18 protein-coding genes are annotated in these 20,717 nt (G+C 47.1%); 7 read left to right on the top strand and 11 right to left on the bottom strand.

Annotated features, from left to right (window positions below; translation table 11 throughout):
• Positions 1-80 precede the first annotated feature (80 nt).
• The 3 genes from metF to metB form a co-directional block, all read right to left on the bottom strand.
• Positions 81-971 carry a methylenetetrahydrofolate reductase gene (gene metF / locus AC0VXX_RS02450; protein ID WP_475515770.1) on the bottom strand — a complete coding sequence of 297 codons (891 nt, stop codon included), beginning with the start codon at positions 969-971 and terminating at the stop codon, positions 81-83.
• Positions 972-1,344: 373 nt separating this feature from the next.
• Entirely contained in the window at positions 1,345-3,738 is a 2,394-nt protein-coding gene (locus AC0VXX_RS02445) for a bifunctional aspartate kinase/homoserine dehydrogenase II (RefSeq protein ID WP_475515769.1), read from the bottom strand.
• Between the two features lie 19 nt (positions 3,739-3,757).
• Positions 3,758-4,924, bottom strand: a complete 1,167-nt coding sequence (metB, locus tag AC0VXX_RS02440; RefSeq protein WP_475515768.1) for a cystathionine gamma-synthase — start codon at positions 4,922-4,924, stop codon at positions 3,758-3,760.
• A gap of 223 nt (positions 4,925-5,147) precedes the next feature.
• Between metB and metJ the strand changes: the two genes are divergently transcribed.
• Positions 5,148-5,462, top strand: a complete 315-nt coding sequence (metJ, locus tag AC0VXX_RS02435; RefSeq protein ID WP_110455796.1) for a met regulon transcriptional regulator MetJ — start codon at positions 5,148-5,150, stop codon at positions 5,460-5,462.
• A gap of 106 nt (positions 5,463-5,568) precedes the next feature.
• The gene (locus AC0VXX_RS02430; RefSeq protein ID WP_475516913.1) at positions 5,569-6,297 is read left to right on the top strand and encodes a sulfite exporter TauE/SafE family protein; all 729 of its coding nucleotides are present in this window, start codon (positions 5,569-5,571) and stop codon (positions 6,295-6,297) included.
• Positions 6,298-6,352: 55 nt separating this feature from the next.
• Here AC0VXX_RS02430 and traF read toward each other — a convergent pair whose 3' ends face one another.
• Entirely contained in the window at positions 6,353-7,375 is a 1,023-nt protein-coding gene (gene traF, locus AC0VXX_RS02425; protein WP_475515767.1) for a conjugal transfer protein TraF, read from the bottom strand.
• A 578-nt stretch (positions 7,376-7,953) separates the two neighbouring features.
• On the opposite strand from traF, the gene AC0VXX_RS02420 reads away from it, so the two are divergent.
• The 4 genes from AC0VXX_RS02420 (at position 7,954) to AC0VXX_RS02405 (ending at position 12,862) form a co-directional block, all read left to right on the top strand.
• The gene (locus AC0VXX_RS02420; RefSeq protein WP_475515766.1) at positions 7,954-8,283 is read left to right on the top strand and encodes a c-type cytochrome; all 330 of its coding nucleotides are present in this window, start codon (positions 7,954-7,956) and stop codon (positions 8,281-8,283) included.
• 49 nt (positions 8,284-8,332) lie between these two features.
• Entirely contained in the window at positions 8,333-10,045 is a 1,713-nt protein-coding gene (locus tag AC0VXX_RS02415) for a DUF3373 domain-containing protein (protein ID WP_475515765.1), read from the top strand.
• A 74-nt stretch (positions 10,046-10,119) separates the two neighbouring features.
• On the top strand, positions 10,120-11,493 hold the full coding sequence (locus AC0VXX_RS02410) for a tetrathionate reductase family octaheme c-type cytochrome (protein WP_475516912.1): 1,374 nt from the start codon (positions 10,120-10,122) through the stop codon (positions 11,491-11,493).
• Between the two features lie 211 nt (positions 11,494-11,704).
• Positions 11,705-12,862: a putative sulfate/molybdate transporter gene (locus tag AC0VXX_RS02405; protein WP_475515764.1), complete on the top strand. Its 1,158-nt coding sequence runs from the start codon at positions 11,705-11,707 to the stop codon at positions 12,860-12,862.
• Between the two features lie 38 nt (positions 12,863-12,900).
• Here AC0VXX_RS02405 and AC0VXX_RS02400 read toward each other — a convergent pair whose 3' ends face one another.
• Positions 12,901-13,311 carry a DUF1090 domain-containing protein gene (locus AC0VXX_RS02400; protein WP_475515763.1) on the bottom strand — a complete coding sequence of 137 codons (411 nt, stop codon included), beginning with the start codon at positions 13,309-13,311 and terminating at the stop codon, positions 12,901-12,903.
• Positions 13,312-13,429: 118 nt separating this feature from the next.
• Here AC0VXX_RS02400 and AC0VXX_RS02395 point away from each other — a divergent pair, with 118 nt between their 5' ends.
• Positions 13,430-14,317, top strand: a complete 888-nt coding sequence (locus AC0VXX_RS02395; RefSeq protein WP_475515762.1) for an IS982 family transposase — start codon at positions 13,430-13,432, stop codon at positions 14,315-14,317.
• 257 nt (positions 14,318-14,574) lie between these two features.
• Here AC0VXX_RS02395 and rlmB read toward each other — a convergent pair whose 3' ends face one another.
• From rlmB to rpsI, 6 genes are all read right to left on the bottom strand, one after another.
• Positions 14,575-15,315: a 23S rRNA (guanosine(2251)-2'-O)-methyltransferase RlmB gene (gene rlmB, locus AC0VXX_RS02390; RefSeq protein WP_119977219.1), complete on the bottom strand. Its 741-nt coding sequence runs from the start codon at positions 15,313-15,315 to the stop codon at positions 14,575-14,577.
• Positions 15,316-15,344: 29 nt separating this feature from the next.
• Entirely contained in the window at positions 15,345-17,810 is a 2,466-nt protein-coding gene (gene rnr, locus AC0VXX_RS02385; protein ID WP_475515761.1) for a ribonuclease R, read from the bottom strand.
• 43 nt (positions 17,811-17,853) lie between these two features.
• Complete coding sequence (locus tag AC0VXX_RS02380) at positions 17,854-18,474, bottom strand: tetratricopeptide repeat protein (RefSeq protein ID WP_475515760.1); 621 nt, start codon at positions 18,472-18,474, stop codon at positions 17,854-17,856.
• Positions 18,475-18,647: 173 nt separating this feature from the next.
• Complete coding sequence (locus AC0VXX_RS02375) at positions 18,648-19,943, bottom strand: adenylosuccinate synthase (protein ID WP_475515759.1); 1,296 nt, start codon at positions 19,941-19,943, stop codon at positions 18,648-18,650.
• Between the two features lie 66 nt (positions 19,944-20,009).
• On the bottom strand, positions 20,010-20,198 hold the full coding sequence (locus tag AC0VXX_RS02370; protein WP_475515758.1) for a DUF2065 domain-containing protein: 189 nt from the start codon (positions 20,196-20,198) through the stop codon (positions 20,010-20,012).
• Positions 20,199-20,311: 113 nt separating this feature from the next.
• Positions 20,312-20,704, bottom strand: a complete 393-nt coding sequence (gene rpsI, locus AC0VXX_RS02365; protein ID WP_028762637.1) for a 30S ribosomal protein S9 — start codon at positions 20,702-20,704, stop codon at positions 20,312-20,314.
• Positions 20,705-20,717: the final 13 nt, after the last annotated feature.

Genomic DNA, 20,717 nt, shown 5'->3' with positions numbered 1-20,717 from the left:
AAAAGCTCCCCGAAAAACAAAAACGCATCCGTTCAATAACAGGATGCGTTCAAACATAACGATGGCAACACAACCTAGACTTATTGCCCTGGGCGAACCCCTAAAGTATGGCAAATCGCATAAGTTAGCTCGGCACGGTTCAAGGTGTAAAAATGAAAATCTTTAACTCCTTCTCGCGATAACACTTTCACCATATCAATGGCCACATTAGCACCTACCATTTGTCGTGTCGCAGGGTCGTCATCTAAGCCTTCAAATTGGTTATGTAACCAGCGGGGAATCGACACATTGGTCATGCCAGCAAAGCGTTTAAGTTGCTTAAAGTTGGTAACAGGTAAGATGCCTGGAATAATTTCAACATCAATACCCGCGGCCACGCAACGATCACGAAAACGTAAGTAGGACTCGACATCGAAGAAAAACTGCGTGATAGCACGGTTGGCCCCTGCATCAATTTTCTTTTTTAAATTAATCAGATCCGCTTGCGCATTGGTCGCATCAGGATGGCCTTCTGGATAAGCCGCTACCGAGATATCAAAATCGGCCACCGAACGTAATAGGCGCACCAAATCATTAGCAAATCGAGTGGGCTTGGCACTGCCCTCGGGTAAATCGCCACGCAGTGCCACTATGTCACGCACTCCGGAATGCCAATAATGCTTGGCCAGCTCAACTAGCTCTTCATCACTGGCATCCACTAAGGTCAGGTGCGGCGCAGCCACCAGATCGGTTTCTTTCTGAATGCGTTCAATCACCCCGTGGGTACGATCACGTACGCCGGAATTAGCGCCATAGGTTACCGAGACAAACTTAGGCTTTAACGGTTCGAGACGCCTGATTGAGTTCCACAAGATCTGTTCCATCTCAGGGGTGGCTGGCGGGAAGAATTCAAACGAGACGTTAATGTCACCATTAAGCTCAGACAAGCTTTGGTTTAATGAGTTTGCATGTTGCGCGTGGTGAAAAGCCATCTTTATTCCCTCAGACGTTCGACGATAGTACTTAGACGTTTGGACGTCTATATGTCTACATACTAGAGAAACTCAGTTCTAAGTCAAGCGTAAAAGTTAACCAAAATTAAAATAGTCTATTCGCCTCTACAACAAACCGATTACAGCATGAGCGACATGAGCATCAAGCCATTGTTACATAAAATGTATTACCTGCTTACCGACAAGGTGTTGCCGATATAACTACCGGCTGGATAACAGAAATTTTCCAAGAAAAAGCGAATAATGTGGCATTGAGATGAAGTATTAGATGCACTATATAGCGGCATTATCGACAAAAAAAGCGGCCCAAGTGCTAACTTGGGCCGCTTAAGGTATGACGTCTGAGAAGAGGTTACTCTTGCAATAGATCGCGGCAGATCTGCGCCAGATCCGATTGCACCGCAGCAGCGGTGACTTCACGGCCGGCACCTGGACCACGAATAATCAAAGGATTATCTTGATAAAAGTGACTACGAATCACAAACACATTATCACCGGGCGTTAAGTTAGCATAAGGATCGTTGCGATCCACCCACTCAATCCCGACCTGCGCTGCAAGTTGACCGTCACTGTGTTGCAAGGAAGCCACATAGCGCAACACTTTATTTTGCTCCGCAGCCGCTTGATATTGACGTAGCATCTCAGCATCTAGCTCACTGATACGCTCGATAAATTCAGCCAACGGGAGCTGCGCAAGATGCGGCGGCACTAAAGAGTGCAGCGCAATATCATCAAGCTCAATATCATGGCCTATCTCTCGCGCTAAGATAAGCAATTTACGCTGCATATCTCGCCCCGACAGATCGTCACGCGGATCGGGCTCTGTCAGCCCAAGCGCCTTAGCCTGCAGCACCAATTCAGAGAAGGGTTTAGTACCATCGAAATGTTCAAACAACCAGCATAAGGTGCCGGAAAAAATCCCCCCCACCGCTTCGATGGCGTCGCCACTGTTATGTAAATCATTTAGGGCATGTTGCACGGGTAATCCCGCACCACAACTGGCATTGTAGCGCCAAAAAAGTCGACGATTATCCAGCTGCTGTTTTAATTCTTGATAAAAAGGTAAAGGCCCACTGCCAGCCAGCTTATTGGCGCTAACCATATGAATACCACGGGCAAAAAATGCTGGATACTGCAACGCTAAATCGGCGCTAGCACTGATATCTAACGCGATAAGTTCATCACATTCAACATGGCGTAATCGTTCAAACAGGTGGCTGTAATCCCAAGGGGTTGCTTGCTCATTAAATTGCTGCTGCCAGTGATTAAGATCGATATCGGTCTCGCTTAATAGCGCCAGCTTGGAACTCAGTAATCCCACCAACTCGAGACTGACCTCAAGCTCCTTGTTTAATACCGGTCTCGCCCGCTTAAACAGCTCAATCCACGCATCACCAATATTACCAATACCCAGCAGTAATACTCCGATACGTTTACGCGGGCCAGCGCAGCGACGATGTACCTTTTGCGTCAATAGGCTCACCTGCCCCTTAGGGACCAAAGTGACCAAACTTAGGCCATCGTTACACAATGGGTGAGCATCGCGGCTTAATAGACGTGAAAAACCCCGGCGATAAAGTGCAGCATCGGCACTGACCAACGCCACTAAGCCTAAGTCTTGTCGCACCTCTAATGCATCGATCCCCAGTGCTTGAGTATTGACTTCAAATATCGCCCGCGCTTGTTTTTCACTCTCGTGGGTAAAGGCCAGCTCTGCAAGGCCAGACGCCGATGACCAGTAGGCCAAGGGAGCCAGTCCTGCCTTAGCAAAACACTCTAATAATTGAGGCAGCTCGGCATTAAAGCTTAAGCTAAACAACGACACGCTAGGTAGACTAGTAACGACGGGCGCGCTAGCCGATAAGCTCTTAGGCGCAATAAGCGTAAAATCGGTATGGGGCGCATAACTCGAGCGCACCGCTAGGCTCACGTTAGTGTCAAACAGTGGCTGTAAGGTACGGTTATGCAGTACCGGCGAACCAAGATGGGCTAAGCGATTAGCCTCGGTTAATGACATGCTTTTGAGCAGGCGTGCATCGTTAATGCGATTGGGATCGGCATTAAACACCCCTTCCACATCGGTCCAAATGGTCACCCGTTCAATATTGGCGAGGCTGGCCAGCAAGGTGGCGCTAAAGTCTGAACCATTACGGCCCAGCAACAGGGTATCGCCCTTATCATTAGCACAGATAAAACCGGTGATCACTAGGCGTTCATTAGGGTGAGCATTCAGCATCGCCTGCACTTTTTGCTTTGATTGCCCTATGCGAATTTGCGGTACCGCCCCTTCATCGGCCACTAATAAAGTGCGCGCATCCACATCGACTGCCCCGACGCCTGATTCACGCAGCAGCGCGGCAAGTAAACGCGATGACCAGCGCTCGCCAAAACTAACCACTTGATTGCGTTGGTAATCCGTTAAATCGGCAAGAGAAAGTAATGTGCTGAGTTGGGATTTATCGGTCGATAGACGCTCGCGCAAGCTGCGCGCCTGTTCGTTAGATAACAGTTGCTCGATCAGATTTTGCTGGTAACTGATCAACACTTGCAACTCTTCTTGCCACAACAGACCGGACTCGGTTAGCTCAAGTAATTTATATAAAAAATTAGTACTCTTGCCCGCAGCAGAAACCACGATGAGATCATCGCTATGGCCATGGGTGAGTAATATATGAGCGACACGGCGGTAACAATCTGCATCCGCTAAACTAGAACCGCCAAATTTATGCAAATGACATCGTGTCATTTTTTGCTCCTCAATACCTTTAACAACTTACCGCGATAGCCGCATCTAAACCCGCTTGAATATCTGCCACCAGATCGTCACCATCTTCAATCCCAACAGATAAACGAATAAGGGTATCTTTCACCCCTGCCTCTAAACGAGCCGCTGGCTCCATCGCTCTGTGGGTCATGGTAGCAGGAACCGCCACTAAGCTCTCTACTCCACCCAAGCTTTCGGCTAAAGAGAAGTATTCTAACGCATTTAAAAAGGCAATAAGCTCTGCTTCGCCACCTTTTAACTCAAAACTGAGCATGGCACCAAAACCTTTTTGCTGTTTTAACGCGATCTCATGGCCTGGATGGCCCGCCAAACCAGGATAATAGACCTTATCAACGGCGCGATGACGGGTTAGCAAAGCCAACACCTGCTGTGCGTTGGCTTGATGCTGACGCATTCTCACCGCAATTGTTCTTAAGCCGCGTAGGGTCAAATAGCTATCGAAGGCTGAGCCGGTTAACCCTAAGGTATTAGACCACCAATGTAACAGCTCACCCACTTCAGCATCTTTAGCGACAACCGCGCCGCCGACCACATCGCTATGCCCGTTGATATATTTAGTCGTTGAGTGGATCACTATGTCAGCGCCGAGCAACAGAGGTTGTTGCAAGATAGGCGATAAAAAGGTGTTATCGACTACCACTAGCGCCCCCACTTCATGGCTCTGGCTCGCAATCGCTGCGATATCGACCACGCGCAGTAATGGGTTCGAAGGGGTTTCTAACCAGACCATTTTAGGTTGGCGAGCAATAACGTCTGCCAAAGCAGCGGCATTCGTTTGGTCAACCACTGCCAGTTTAAATGCCCCTTTCTTGGCGAGGTGGGTAAATAGTCGATAGCTGCCGCCATAGCAATCGTGCGGCACCACGAGTAGATCATCGGGCCCCAGTAAATTGGTTACTAAGGTGATGGCCGCCATGCCAGTGCATGTCACTATGCCTGCCGCCCCACGTTCCAGCTCCGCTATGGCGTCAGCCAAAATACAGCGAGTCGGATTACCCGAGCGGCTATAATCAAAATCTCTCGGTTGTTGATGGCCATCAAAGGAGTAATTGGTCGACAAATAGATGGGCGGTACAACGGCACCATATTGGGTATCGGATTCTATCCCCCCACGCACAGCTGCCGTGGCTAATTTACGCTCAGTCATCTTTTACTCCTAAAGTTAAATCGGCGGCAGTCATCTATACTTTATAGATGTCTGGACGTCTAAATGTACCTAAGGCAAGCGGTAGCGTCAACATATTTAGACGTTTAGACGTCCAAACATGTAGAAATCTATTTGCAATTAACAAAAATTAGAGGCAATAATTTGACTGTACCCGGTAAGGGTATAAAATCTGCCCCGAATTTGAGAATTAACAGGTGAGTCAATGACTGAGTGGAATGGCGATTATATCAGCCCCTATGCTGAACATGGTAAGAAGAATGAGCAAGTGAAAAAAATCACTGTCTCTATTCCCCTCAAGGTGCTTAAGATTTTAACCGACGAACGCACTCGTCGTCAGGTGAATAACTTACGCCACGCTACAAACAGCGAATTGCTTTGTGAAGCTTTTTTGCATGCTTATACTGGCCAACCTTTACCCCATGATGATGACTTGTCAAAAGACAAACCCGACAGTATTCCAGCCGAAGTGAAAAAGCTGATGACTGAGATGGGCATCGAATGGGAAGACGTCGAGTAAATCGACTTTACCTATCCTGTTTTGCTAAAGAGGGATCGCACTGCGATCCCTCCTCTTTATCACGTCTAAACACACTGCAACCCCTGGTGGTATAGTGCCTGAACTTATGATTGATCCCATGATCCTTGGCCTAGCGTCGCTGATCATCTTTATTGGCGCCCTAACCCAAAGCCTGATCGGTTTTGGCTTAGCCGTTGTCGCCTCGCCGTTACTCTATCTCGTCGACCCAAGCCTAGTGCCCGCACCTGTCATTATGATGGGCTTTTCTATCGCCTTACTCACCCTGCTAAGAGAGAGGCGCGCACTGGAATTTAACGGCTTACAATATGCTTTACTGGGGCGTATCCCTGGCGGAATATTAGGCGCAACCTTATTATTGCTAGCACCACAACCAGTATTGGGATTAGCCATTGCAATCATTGTGGCTCTAGCCGTGGTTCTGAGCCTATTCAAGCTACGTCTCCCCATAAATCGCAGTAATCTTTTTATGGCGGGCATATTGTCGGGGATCTTTGGTAATATCGCTGCCATTGGTGAACCGCCAATGGCTATTTTACTCTCGGGAAAAGACGCCAAACAGTTTCGCGCAGCCTTGTCAGCCTTCTTCATCTTTAGCTCAATGATCGCCTTAATCATTTTGGCTTTCAGTGGATTACTCACACTGCGTCATCTGTATCTTTCAATGCTATTGCTACCATCGGTCCTGCTAGGCTTTGTAGTTGCTAATCGTATTGTCGGCGGCATCGACAAACAAAAAACCCAACGCCTTACCCTGATATTGTGCAGTACAAGTGCGCTGATCTTAGCGGTAAAATCGATTATAGAACTAACGTAACGACCTCAAATAGGTGTCCGTAAAAGGGAATAAAAATCAGCAAACAAGATAATCACTAAAAATGATATGAGGTTCGGATCACGCCCCCAATGGCATCATCACTGCCAAACAGCCCGGTTAAGTCCAGATTAAAGGTGCGACCAATACTAAAGCCTGTACCAACCGAATACAGGTCGATTGCGGTATTGTTTAAATTGTGGCGATAACCCACACGTAACGCCAACCAATCCGTGGTTTTTAGCTCCCCTGCGAAGCGCCAATATTGTGTACTAACCACTTCATCGAAACCTTGATGAGCATTCAAATCGATATCACTTGTTAGGGTAAGTGCAGCCCAATCATAAGCCACCCCAGCAGTATATAAAGGCTCAACTCGATAAGTAAATTGCCGCCCTAATGACTCTACACTCTGTTGTTTTGGGTCGATTAAATTGCGTCCAGACAAGCCAACGGTTAGCCCATTAAAAGGCTTAATTACCACACCAACATCAAGATTAAATACCGTATCATCATTACGATAGGGGGAATCATTACCACTATCAAAAGTCACGTTATTCGCATTAACTACATAATTGTAAGTGTCGATACGCTGTATTTTGGGCGAGAGCCCAACCGATATTGGCATGTTGACAATTGATAGAGGAAAACTCAATACAACGCCAACATCAGACACTCCCCCCGACACCAACGCCCCGAGAGAGCCTAACTCTGAAACATTTGCAGGATTGTTAACATCAAAATGGTCTAAATTGCTTTGAATCGCATCTGCAACACCTACCGCCTCGATATAAGTCTTATGAAACAGTGTCATTGGCATCTGCACCGTCGGCAAGACAATCGATGTACCTTGTGTCGCAGAGGTTCTCTCTGCTTGCGGCGATGCAATCCCCCGCGCCTCTTTAGTCGCATCTAACACTGACAAGACAGGATGATTGAAGAGATCTCCATGTTGATGACTTACGGCAACGTGTGAACTGTTTAAGGCAGAGTTATGTACACCATCATATTGCTGCTCGGCAAAGGAAAACCTAGTGAGACTCATCAGCGTGATTAACACTATTATGCTAAGGCACTTCATTCCCTTTTCTCCCCCCTCCGAATAATGGTCATTTTAAGCGTGTTGAAAGATTAGTACGCTCGATTGTTAAAGATAGTTCATTTCTTAAGTGCTAGATGATATGGCAAGTAAAAATACTGATATTTAGCCCGTATTTAACCTTTACTCCCCCAGCCTCTGCTGCGTAAATATGCTCGATAATCCACTATGGCTGATAAGATCAAAATACTGCCCATCGCGACGTATTTCCCAAAAATAACGCCCCCTTTCGACGACAATCACAGCGTTAGCGATAACAAGTTCATTAACATTACAGCCATTATTTAGCAGATGTTTAACTACTAAAGTGTGATTCACCTCCACCAGTAATTGATAGCCAACACCTCATCCCCGCAAAAACAACAAACAACAAAAGGCTTTTAATACAAAAACTTAAATCACATCAATTAGATTAATATCAATGATATTTTTATCAATTAGATTTTTATTGTAAAGGTGATCAACCTCAAACTCACATCTCGACTCCTTTAGTAAACTTTTTAACAACAAACACCCGCTTTGTTTAATAAAAAATCACCACGGGTGGTGATTAAGGAAAGATGATGAAAAACATAGTAAAAATTGCAACGTGCATCATGTTCACATTCTCGTTAGGCGCCCAAGTTTATGCCGTAGATGGCGGTAACCCGAAAAAAGGTAAACACCTCTACAAGAAAGAGTGTAAAGCCTGCCATAGCAAAGGCGATGCGGGCGGTGAAATCACTCCGATGAGTAAAACCATGAGCCAGTGGGATCGCTATTTTAAACGTGATCAACACAAGGTTAAGCCTGAGGTTTTTGAGCAACTCTCCGAAAAAGACCGCTTGGATATTCAGCAGTTTCTTTATGACCATGCGGCAGATTCCGATCAACCACAGACTTGCGGTTAAAACTCACTAAGCCCATCTACTGCGCACCTCGCGCGACGGAGAGACAAAGATGCGTACACTACTATCGATTTTAATTGCCAATGCATTAGCCTTTTCTGGCGGCGCGTACAGTGCCGACCAAGAACAACAAAAGCTGGCAGACTTAAAACAGCAACTAGCTGAGCTATCAGAAGAAATTGACGATATTAATAGCCGCGTAGACAAAAATGAGCGCCACACAGCACTGGATAGAATCCAACTCACAGGAGATTTTCGTACCAAGGCTCATTCATTGCATTATCAAAATGTCACTTGGAACCCAGCCATCAAAGTTGACTTCAATGATTTTGGCCAAAAAGCCATGTCTGGCACCTTTGGAATGCCAAACGATGCCAACTCGCCATTAGGCAAGATGTTAAGCGCCAACCCTGAATTAGCCAGTGCGTTCCAAAATGGCATGTTGCAGGGAGTAATGCCTTATGTGCTGGCGCCCAAATCGGTACAAGATATCGATAACGATATTTTCTATACCACCCGCCTCAGACTCAATCTAAAAGCCAAAGTATGGGACAACGTTGGCTTTTCAGCTCGATTAAGCATGTATAAAAACTGGGGGGACTCGACTGGCACCCAAGTATTTGATTCATGGCGCTCGTTCACCATGGATGGCAGTAGTAGTGGCAATACCAGCGGTGATTGGCTCAGAGTCGAGCGCGCCTACTTCGATTGGAAAAACATCGGTGGCACCAACACCTATCTTTCTATCGGTCGTCGCCCCTCAACCTATGGCCCACCATCACATTACAGGGAAAACGAGAAGCGCGGCGGCACGCCATCAGGTCACTTAGTCAACTTTAACTTCGATGGCGCCACCTTAGGTTACAACTTAGGCGAGATCACTGGTATTGATGGCCAAGTGGTCCGTTTCTGTTACGGCCAAGGCTTTGAGTCACAATGGGGTAATGGCGAAATGTTTGGTGATATCGTCACCAAAGACACGCATCTAGGTGGTTTTAATATCGACGCCATCAACGACGGTAACCACTTCCTGCAATTTACTCTGTTTGGTGCCAAAGACATTAACGACGGCTTCAAAGGCACCATGGCTTTTCCTACTCAACTGGCAGGCATTTTTGCCCCAACCATGTACCAAGATATGCAGAAGTTTGAAAACTTCAACTTTCAAACCCGGGTACAACCTAGTGGGGTGATTGGTGACATGTATTTAGGGGGGGTCGGTTACGCCTATGAAAGCGATGAGGATATGAAGCTATTCGCCTCTTTTGGCTGGACACGAGCCGAAGGCAACGGCAATGCCGGTATGTTTGGCGGCATTTTAAGTGATGCGGTATTTGAAGCACAGCTCAACGCCGACGGCAGCGAAATTATCATGATGCCAGACGCCGCCGATAGCGCCGACACTAAAGATGGGTACGGCGTTTATGTCGGCATCCAAATTCCGGCGCCTTACGGTAAGTTAGGTCTGGAATATAACTATGGCTCTAAATACTGGACTCCGTTTACTCAAGCGCAAGACGATCCTATTGGCAGTAAGCTTGCCACCCGTGGTCATGTTGCCGAAGCCTACTACATGTTTGATATCAACCCACGTATGTTTATCAAACTGGCAGGGCTGTATTACGACTATGAATACACAGGTAGCGGTACCCCTGTTGGCGCGCCGCAAAAAATTGATGATGTCATTGAAGGCGGCGCTTATTCGATGCTGCCTGTGGTCGACACAGCCTTTGACATCAATGCCTCGTTAACAGTCAACTTCTAAACTTAGACTATCCCCCGGCTCATGCCGGGGGTAGGGATCACCCGATGAAACATCCACGCTTTTTAATCTCGATAATGGCCATGGGGCTATTGGGACTGGCCAGCGCCAATGCCGCAGACAATCCCCATAAAGACGCCATTGAAGGCCCCTTTAACCAAGGGACACAAGTCACGGCACAATGTGTTGAATGTCATGAAGATCACGCTAAAGACTTTATGAAATCATCCCACTGGACGTGGGAATTGGAACAAGAACTTCCCGGACGCACAGTTAAACGTGGCAAAAAAAACGCCATCAATAACTTTTGCACCTCAATCTCGGGTAACGAACCCAGGTGTACTAGTTGCCATGCCGGTTATGGCTGGAAAGACGACAGCTTCGACTTCACCGACATGACCAAGGTCGACTGCTTGGTCTGTCACGACACCACAGGGACCTATATTAAAGATCCTGCCGGTGCGGGTGAAGCGCTAGCCAAGGTCAACCTTGAGCGCGTAGCGCAAAATGTCGGTATGCCAGTCCGCGATAACTGCGGTACTTGCCACTTCTATGGCGGCGGTGGAGATGCGGTTAAACATGGCGATCTCGACTCCTCCATGGCTTACCCAGATAAGGCAACCGATGTCCATATGGACAGCGATGGCAACGACTTCCAGTGCCAAACCTGCCATGCTACCGAGCAACATCAAATCAGCGGTAATGCCATGGGTGTATCACCAGGCGGCACGAATGACATTGGCTGTGAAAGCTGCCATGAAGCAGCGCCTCACAGCAATAACCGCCTTAACACCCATACCGCTAGTGTGGCTTGTCAGACATGCCATATCCCCTTCTTTGCGCGCAATGAGCCCACCAAGATGAGCTGGGATTGGTCTACTGCTGGTAGCGATCAAGAAGAAACCGTCGATGAATATGGCAAGCACACCTTTATGAAGAAAAAAGGCAGCTTCGTGTGGGCTAAGATGGTAGCTCCTGAATATGCTTGGTACAACGGCAAAGCCGATGCCTACATGGTCGGCGATAAAATGGATCCCACCAAGATAACTAAACTGACTTACCCCATAGGCGATATTACCGACGCTACCGCTAAGATCTATCCGTTCAAAGTACACAGAGGCAAACAGATCTACGATAAGAAACAAAATATCTTTGTCACGGCCAAGGTTTATGGCAAAGGCGGCTACTGGAAAGATTTCGACTGGGATAAAGCCGCCAAACTGGGTATGGAAGCTAACCAAGCATTAACCGAGCAAGGTATCACATACAGTGGCGAGCATGGCTTTGCTGAAACCGAAATGTGGTGGCGTATCAACCATATGGTATCACCATCAGCTCAAGCTCTTAAATGTAACGACTGCCACAACAAAGGCACTCGTATGGATTGGCAAGCCTTAGGTTATGACGGCGACCCGATGAAAAACAAGCAAGGAGTCAGACACGAAAAATAGGTCTAGATTCATGAGCGCTACCGCTAACAGGTAGCGCCGTTATCCCGTTAAGACATTATGGCCAATTCGATACAGCTTTTTTATCGAGTTGGCCATTTTGTCTCATCCTCTAGCAAAACATGACCATTTAGTGGCTTAATCCTATGAATAACCACAAAAAATGTGGCATTAAAATTGCGTTAGTAAAAGACCATTTTCTGCGGCAAGCTATATGAGTTGTAATAGCAACAGACTGAAACATATTAATCAATTTACAGGTGAATTCGGCGGAGCTTTTGCCGATTTAGGCACTTTTTTACCTTTAGTGCTTGGCCTTATCGCCCTGAATCACTTCTCGGCTCAAGGGATCTTTATCGGCTTTGGCCTGTTCGCCCTATTTAGCGCCTTCTACTACCGCAGGCCGATACCTGTACAACCGATGAAAGTGATTGCCGCGCTCGTGATAGCCCAAGGGTTAACCCCCGGCATGTTGCAAGCCAGCGGTATAATGATGGGGGTAATTCTTTTAATCTTGGCTTATAGTGGCGCCATTACTTGGATGGCTAAACAGCTGTCGCCTGCCATCAGCATTGGAATACAATTGGCCATAGGGTTACAACTGATTTGGATGGGGGCCCAGATGATGAGCGACACTTGGCTCATCGGTATCTTGACCTTTAGTACCCTGTTTGCCAGCCGTTTCTTACCCCTGCCCTACCTTGTGATGCCTTTAGTGCTAGTGGTCGGGATTGTATGGCAATATAACAGCGGCTTCGCCCCTAGCTTTACACTGGCAGCCAGCAACGATTGGCAACTTGGCTGGCCCAGCATGCAAGAGTGGGCCTCTGCCGCCGGATTATTAGTCCTGCCGCAGCTAGCACTAACGCTCACCAATGCGGTGATCGCTACCTCAGCTATGGCGAAAGAAAAGTTTCCCCACGATGCCAATCATCACCCAGACAGATTTTCACCTCAACGCCTCGCTACCAGCTCTGGTTGGGCCAACCTGTTATTAGCCCCTTTTGGCGCAGCCGCCATGTGTCATGGCGCTGGAGGGCTAGCGGTGCAATATCATTTTGGTGCCAGAACCTGGATTGCACCAGCCCTGTTTGGCACCAGTTGCTTACTCATCGCCCTATGTTGGGGTGAGAACATCGCGAGTCTACTCTCGCTTATCCCCTTAGCGGTGCTCGGCAGCCTGCTTGCCATTGCTGGAGTGCAGTTGGCATGGTCAAAACGCTTTATCGACGGTAAACCCTTTTGTATTTTTGTCATTCTCTCGACCGCGACGATCTGTTTATTTGTCAATACCGCAGCGGGCTTAGCGACAGGGATGATATTGGAGATGGGGCGCCGTCACTGGCACACCATCTCAGATTTACGCTCATGACCATTTGCTGATAACCCCGTCGGTCAGTGAGCACCGCATTACTTAAGATAGGATAACTCAGTTTGCAACTGCAATAACTGCTGCCGCTCATCCTGCAGTTTATGTTGGTACTTCATCACCTTGTCTTGCTTGCCTTCCGCCTTAGCTTCCTTTAATGCTTGGGTATACTCGGCAATATCTTGGTTAACATCGTCAATATCCTCAATCAACTCCTGGCGTAACGCTGCATTGCTGCAGTTAGCTTTAGCCGCTTCAAGTGCCTTAGTTAACCCATTAACTTTATGTGAGTTATGCTGTTTTTTAGCCTGTGCTAGCTGAGTTTCAATTTCACAAAATTTTCTTTCACAGCCCACTAAATGTGTGCAATCGCTAGATGCCATGACCATAGGCGATGGCAACAGCATTAAGGCCGAAACCGCTAACATCTTTTTAATACGTAATTTTTTCATCGATATAACCTCTTTATGGTGGCACTAGCTAACCTGAACTCGGGATAAGAAATTGAACTAATAGCCCTCTTTGTGATCAGATCTCTCGACCAAGATTAATCAATCACGCAGAGGGCATATGAATAATTTAGTGGATGTATTTTGTGATGTCGATGATTTTTGTAATGCTTTTATTCCTCAATGGGAACAACAGTGCCTAACCGATGGAACTCGCAAGCGTAAGCGCGCAGGCAGAATGACGATGAGTGAAATTATGACAATTATCATCGCCTTCCATATGTCTAATCATCGTGACTTCAAGAATTTTCACACAGGATATCTGGCTCGTTTCTACAAATCTGATTTTCCAAACTTACTCAGCTACACTCGATTTCTTGAAGTCATGCCGAGTGCAGTCATTCCAATGTGCAGTTATTTTTCCTCTTTAAAAAGCGAACCGACAGGCATCGAGTTCGTTGACTCAACGAGCATTAAGGTTTGTCATAATTTACGAATTCCAAGGCATAAAACGCTAGCAGGTCTCGCCAGCCGAGGAAAAGGCACGATGGGCTGGTTCTATGGTTTTAAACTTCATCTTATTGTGAACCATCGAGGTGGCATCGTTGCAGCCAAAATAACACCTGCGAATGTTCATGACACGAAACCCGTAAAAGATATGGTCGTTGAATCAATGGATAAACTCTATGCTGATAAGGGGTATATCGGCAAAGCGTTAGCAGGCGACCTATTAGAACGTGGGGTAACTATCGTTAATAACGTGCGTAAAAATATGAAAGCAAAGGCTTTATCATTATGGGATAGAGCCATGCTTTCTAGACGATTTATTATCGAAACAATCAATGACCAGCTAAAAAACATCTCACAAATAGAGCATACACGGCACCGCAGCGTACATGGTTTCATGCTTAATGTGATAGGTGGTTTAGTGGCTTATCAACTCAAAGAGAATAAGCCACAACTCAATATTACATCAGCAGAATTCAACGTGATTTCAGTGTTACGTTAAACCGATCTGAGGTTAGCTAATAATAAATAGGGATGCTGACGCTTATTTCAAGGTCAACAGCAGCACCTTGTTTGGCAATGTTACCGAACTCACTGCTCGACAAGAACCTCGTTCAAATATTACTGCAAGCAACATTAGCCTCATACCAGAAACAAAAATGCCGATGAAGGTAACCCTCATCGGCATCTATCAACGCTATTGGCTAAAAACTATCGCCAGCTAATGGCCAAATCAACAATTCACCATCGAATTGGCGATTAGCTAATTCTTTGGCGAACCGCCTCAAATAAACAAATCCCCGTTGCGACCGATACGTTTAAACTCGAAACGCTGCCCGACATTGGGATGGAGGCAAGTGAATCACAGCTCTCGCGAGTCAAACGACGCAGGCCCTTATCTTCGGCGCCCATGGCGATGGCTAGCGGTCCTTTAAGGTCGGCTTGATACAGATTATGCTCAGCTTCGCCTGCTGCGCCAATGATCCAAATCCCCTTGTCTTGCAGGCTCTTCATGGTACGTGCGAGGTTAGTCACCTGAAACAGTGGCACCACTTCAGCCGCGCCGCATGCTACCTTACTAACCGTTGGGGTTAAGCCAACCGAGTTATCACGTGGCACGATGACGCCGTGAACACCTGCGGCATCAGCGTTACGTAAACAGGCCCCCAGATTATGTGGGTCGGTAACGCCATCAAGGATGAGCAAAAATGGGGTGTCGGTCTTTTCCACTAAGGCTAACAGATCGTTGTCGTTAAGCTGTTTAACCGCTTTAACGCGAGCCAAAACACCCTGATGTTGGGTGCTACCCGCCTTCTCATCGAGGGCCTTACGCGATGTTTTTTGAATTGACACGCCATACTGGGCGGCGATTTCAAGTAGTGGGGTTAAGCGTTGATCGTCACGACCTTGCAATACCCACATCTCAATCACACGTTCGGGACTATGGTTAAGCACTGCTTCAAGTGCATGAATGCCGAAGGTGATATCTTGTTTTTTCATTAATATATTTTCTCTTATTACTGCGCTTATTACTTAGTGACTTTACGCTTTACTGGCTTACGTTTTTTGGCGCCAGTTTTGGCTGCATCCGCTTTGGCTTTAGCTGCACCACCTTTAGCCCCATTGGTTTTACGCTTAGCGGGGGCTTTGGCGTCTGCCTTGGGATTACCGGCTGCGGCCTTAGCGCTACTGCGTCGAGGTTTGCGGGCCGTTTTATCGCCAGTCCCTTTACCTTGCTTAGCACCTTCAAGGTTAACCCGCTCACGGGCCGTCAGCGGTTTATTACTCTTACCTCGCCTTGGCGAGCGTCCCTCATCACCAACCATCACAAGATCGATTTGGCGATCATCAAGATTCACGCTGGCCACTTTAACCGTCACCGGATCGCCAATCTGGTACACCAGACCAGAGGCTTCACCCACAAGACGCTGACGCATATTATCGTAATGATAATAATCGCCACCTAAGCTGGAGATATGTACTAAACCATCAATAAACAAGTTACTTAGTCGTACAAACAGACCAAAATGAGTCACCGAGGCGATCACAGCTTCGAAGGTGTCGCCGACATGATCTTGCATGAATTCACATTTAAGCCAATCGCTGACATCTCGGGTCGCTTCATCGGCGCGGCGCTCAGTGGTTGAACACTCTGCGCCAAGCAGATCTAGCTCTTCAATCTGGTAATGGTAACCCCCATCTGGGGTCCATTTATCTTTGCCTTCACCTCGCTCCTTGGCTAATAGATAGCGAATGACGCGGTGCAAGATAAGGTCGGGATAGCGGCGAATAGGCGAAGTGAAGTGGGAATACTCTTCTAGCGCTAATCCAAAATGCCCTTGATTATCTGGGGTATAGGTAGCTTGGCGCATCGAGCGCAGCAACATTACCTGTATCAGTTCGGCATCGGGTCGGTCTGCTATCTGTTCCATTAAGGCTTGGTAATCACCAGGGGTAGGCTCTAAACCGCCGCCCATGGTCAATCCACGCTCTTTAAGGAAGTCCTTAAAATTAGTAAGTTTTTGCTCAGATGGCGCTTCATGCACCCGATACAGCACTTCACCTTTATGCTTTTGCACAAATTTAGCCGAGGCAACGTTGGCCAAAATCATACATTCTTCAATGATTTTATGGGCCTGATTACGATGACGCGGCTCAATACGCTCAATCTTACGATCGGCGTTAAACACAAACTGGGTCTCGGTGGTTTCAAAGGCAATGGCGCCGCGCTTAGCGCGGTTTTTATCTAAGACCAGATACAAAGATTGCAGCGTCTGTAGATGCGGGAAGATAGGTTTGAGCTCATCGCTCACCTCACCACCTTCGAGCATATCGGCAACTTGGGTATAGGTTAAACGTGCGTGAGAGTGCATCACCGCTGGGTAAAACTTATAACCCGACAGTTTACCTGTGGCTGATATGGTCATTTCTGCGACCATGCACAAGCGATCGACCCCAGGATTGAGTGAACACAAGCCGTTTGACAGCTTCTCAGGCAACATAGGGATCACTTGCGATGGGAAGTAAACCGAGTTACCCCGTGCGCGAGCCTCTTGATCCAGTGCCGATTCGGTGCGCACATAATGACTCACATCGGCAATGGCAACCCATAAGCGCCAGCCACCGCTTTTTTTAGTTTCGGCATAAACGGCATCATCGAAATCGCGTGCATCTTCACCGTCAATGGTCACCAAAGGCAGCTTACGCAGGTCGACACGACCTTGCTTTTCCTCTTCGGTTACCTCATCGGGGATCTTGCGCAGTTTCTTTTCGATAGCGCTCGACCAAGTGTGGGGAAGATCGTAATTACGTAATGCAATTTCTATCTCCATACCGGGTGCCATCTCTTTGCCTAACACTTCAACCACTTTACCGGCAGCCTTGATATGGCGGCCTGGGCGACGTGTTAACTCGACCACCACTACATCGCCTTGACGGGCGCCGTTGCGATCTTCGTTAGGGATTAAAATCTCTTGGGTGATACGTTTGTCATCGGCGATGACAAAGGCCATGCCTGAGTCGATATGAAAACGGCCCACCAATGGGGCGGTGCGCTGATGAGTTAGGCGCACAATACGTGCTTCGCCGCGCCCTTTTCTATCGACGCCAGCTTTTTGAGCTAAAACCTTATCACCGTGAAAATACATCAACATGTCACGGTTATTGATATAAAGGTCATCACCCCCTTCGTCGAGCTTTAAAAAGCCAAAACCATCGCGGTGGCCAATCACAGTGCCACTGAGTAGGTCCATGCGCTCAGGTAAGCCATAGGCTTGCCCGCGCGTAAAGACTAGCTCACCATCACGTTCCATCGCGCGTAGACGACGACGCAATGCTTCTAATTGCTCTTCATCAACAATGTTGAGTGCATCTGCAATTTTTTCGCGATTGAGGGGTGATTTTTGTGAGCGCAAGTATTCTAAAATATACTCACGGCTGGGGATGGGGTTGTCGTACTTCTGTTGTTCACGCTTTAAATGCGGATCGTTGCTCATTCAATATCCAAAATGTCAGCCCATGCTTAATTGCTTGGGGCAATTACCGGGATCTCAGATGCTCCTGCTTTGCCCTCTTAACTGCACTGGCGGGCATTTTTGCTTCTAGCACCATCAATAATTGTAAGGCTTGTTGTTTCATCGCCTCATCACTAAATACATCATTGTATAGCCAATGATAACCCATTTCGTAATCTCGTGGGCTACCATAGCCTTCGCCAAACAACCTCACTAACATCATACGTGCAGGAAGATCGCCACTGGCGGCAGCGGGCAGTGTGTATTGCACTGCACGCTCTCTATCTTGGATGACAAACTTACCATCTCGGTAATATTCGGCAATCCTAACCATGGCTTCGGCGCTACCTTGTTCGGCGGCATCGCGAAGCAATGAAATACCCCTTGGCGGATTGGCGGTCACGCAAATCCCATAATTGAGCATTTCAGCCCAAAGGTACTGATACAGCGGTTGTTTCAGCACTTCGGCACGGGCCTCAATATCTTGCAGTAACTGGCAGTCGTCACTGGTGACTCGAGTGAGATACGATTTATCTCGTATCATATCAATCAATTGTTCTTGGCTGTAAACTTCAACAGCCTCGGTATCTGCGTAGCTGGTTAAAGATAAGGAACTCAAAATAATAAAGAATACCAATCGTAGCATAACAAAATTCTCTATATCGATTTCGCGCCCTGTATCACCTGTAGGAACACAGTCATTGGGCAGTATAACTTATCTTATCGGCAGCTGGGCATATACCTTAATAACGCTCGTCTATCTATAGCCGTTTCTTTTGCCTGACTCAATAAAAAGGCCGCTTAACGCGGCCCTTATGATTAACTAAACGGATTCACCAGAATCATGGTCTCGTTTCTATCGGGACCCGTTGAGATAATATCGACTGGCGTTTCCAGCAACTCTTCAAGACGCTTAATGTAGTTCAATGCCGCTTGTGGCAATTGATCAACAGAAGTGGCGCCGAAAGTAGTTTCACTCCAACCCGGCATGGTTTCGAGTACAGGTGTTACCTGCTCGTAACCTTCAGCCGCTAACGGAGTCGTAGTTGCTACAGTACCGTCTGGGTATTGATAGCCAACACAGATCTTAACTTCTTCTAGGCCGTCTAAAACGTCTAGTTTAGTTAAGCAGAAACCGCTAACACTGTTGATTTGAACGGCGCGCTTCATTGCGACAACGTCTAACCAACCTGGACGACGCTTACGACCAGTCGTGGCACCGAACTCGTGACCCTTAGTACCTAAGTAGTCGCCGATTTCGTTTTTCAATTCTGTTGGGAAAGGACCTGCACCAACACGAGTGGTGTATGCCTTCATGATACCCAAAACGTAATCTAGATGACGTGGACCAAATCCTGAACCCGTTGCAACACCACCGGCGGTAGTATTAGAAGAGGTTACGAACGGATAAGTACCATGGTCAATATCTAATAACGTGCCCTGAGCACCTTCAAATAGAATTGGTTCGCCAGCTTTGCGTGCCTGATCAAGCAGCTCAGATACGTCTGTACACATGCTCTTCAAGTAATCAGCAATGGCTAGAGCATCTTTCAATGTCTCTTCGTAATCAACTGCTTCACACTTGTAGTATTCGGTCAGCATGAAGTTATGGTAAGCCATAACTTCTTTTAGTTTAACGGCAAACAATTCTGCATCAAACAGATCACCTACACGTAAACCGCGACGAGAAACTTTGTCTTCGTATGCTGGACCAATGCCACGACCCGTAGTACCAATAGCATTGTTGCCACGCGCTTTTTCGCGAGCGACATCTAACGCACAATGGAATGGAAGGATCAAAGGACACGCTTCAGAGATAAGTAGACGTTCCTCTACAGGTACGCCACGCTCTTTAAGCATGTTGATCTCAGTCATCAGAGCGTCTGGTGCTAGCACCACGCCATTACCAATAATGCATTTCACATTATCGCGTAAAATTCCTGATGGAATAAGATGAAGAACGGTTTTGTCACCATCGATAACCAGTGTGTGACCCGCATTGTGGCCACCTTGGTAACGAACGACATATTTGGCCTGTTCGGTAAGTAGATCGACTATCTTACCCTTTCCTTCGTCACCCCATTGGGTGCCGAGAACTACGACGTTTTTGCCCATTATTTGCTGCAAGGTAGTGGTTAAAACGGGATTTTAGCAGATCTTAGGGGGGAAGTGGCAAGTAATTTATGAAAAAATAATCAATATGATCACCCCTGCAGTGACTAAACTACCGCCCAGCCTCTGAAGAAGACTTTGATTTTGATTGGAAATGTCTTGTAAGTAAGCACGCCAACGATTAGGGAATAATAAAGGTCCAATACCTTCGATAACCAGCACTAAACCGAGCGCAAGCATGATTAATTGCAGTGACATAAACAGCGTTCCTTAAATAGGACAATGAAATAATCTCAATCCTAAAAATAGCAGAATTTAGTTATAAAAAAACCCAGCGTAATGCTGGGTTTTTGAATTTTCGAAGCGAAATATTAACGCTTAGAGAATTGTGGCTTACGACGTGCTTTACGTAGACCCACTTTCTTACGCTCAACTTTACGAGCATCACGGGTAACGAAACCAGCAGCGCGTAGAGATGGACGTAGAGCTTCATCAAGTTCCATCAGTGCACGAGTAATACCGTGACGGATTGCACCTGCTTGGCCAGTGGTTCCACCGCCTTTAACAGTTACATAGATGTCTAGCTTGTCAGTCATTTCAACTAGCTCTAGAGGTTGACGAACAACCATACGAGCAGTTTCACGACCAAAGTATTCGTCAAGTGGACGTTGGTTCACGACGATGTTACCACTACCTGCTTTAGCGAATACGCGAGCAGTAGATGTTTTGCGACGGCCAGTGCCGTAGTACTGAGTTGCAGCCATTTGCTTAATCCTG

This window comes from Shewanella sp. QJM3NY_23 (assembly GCF_056173105.1).
Note: the sequence above shows the minus strand (reverse complement) of the source record. Positions and strands in the feature narration are given on the sequence as shown.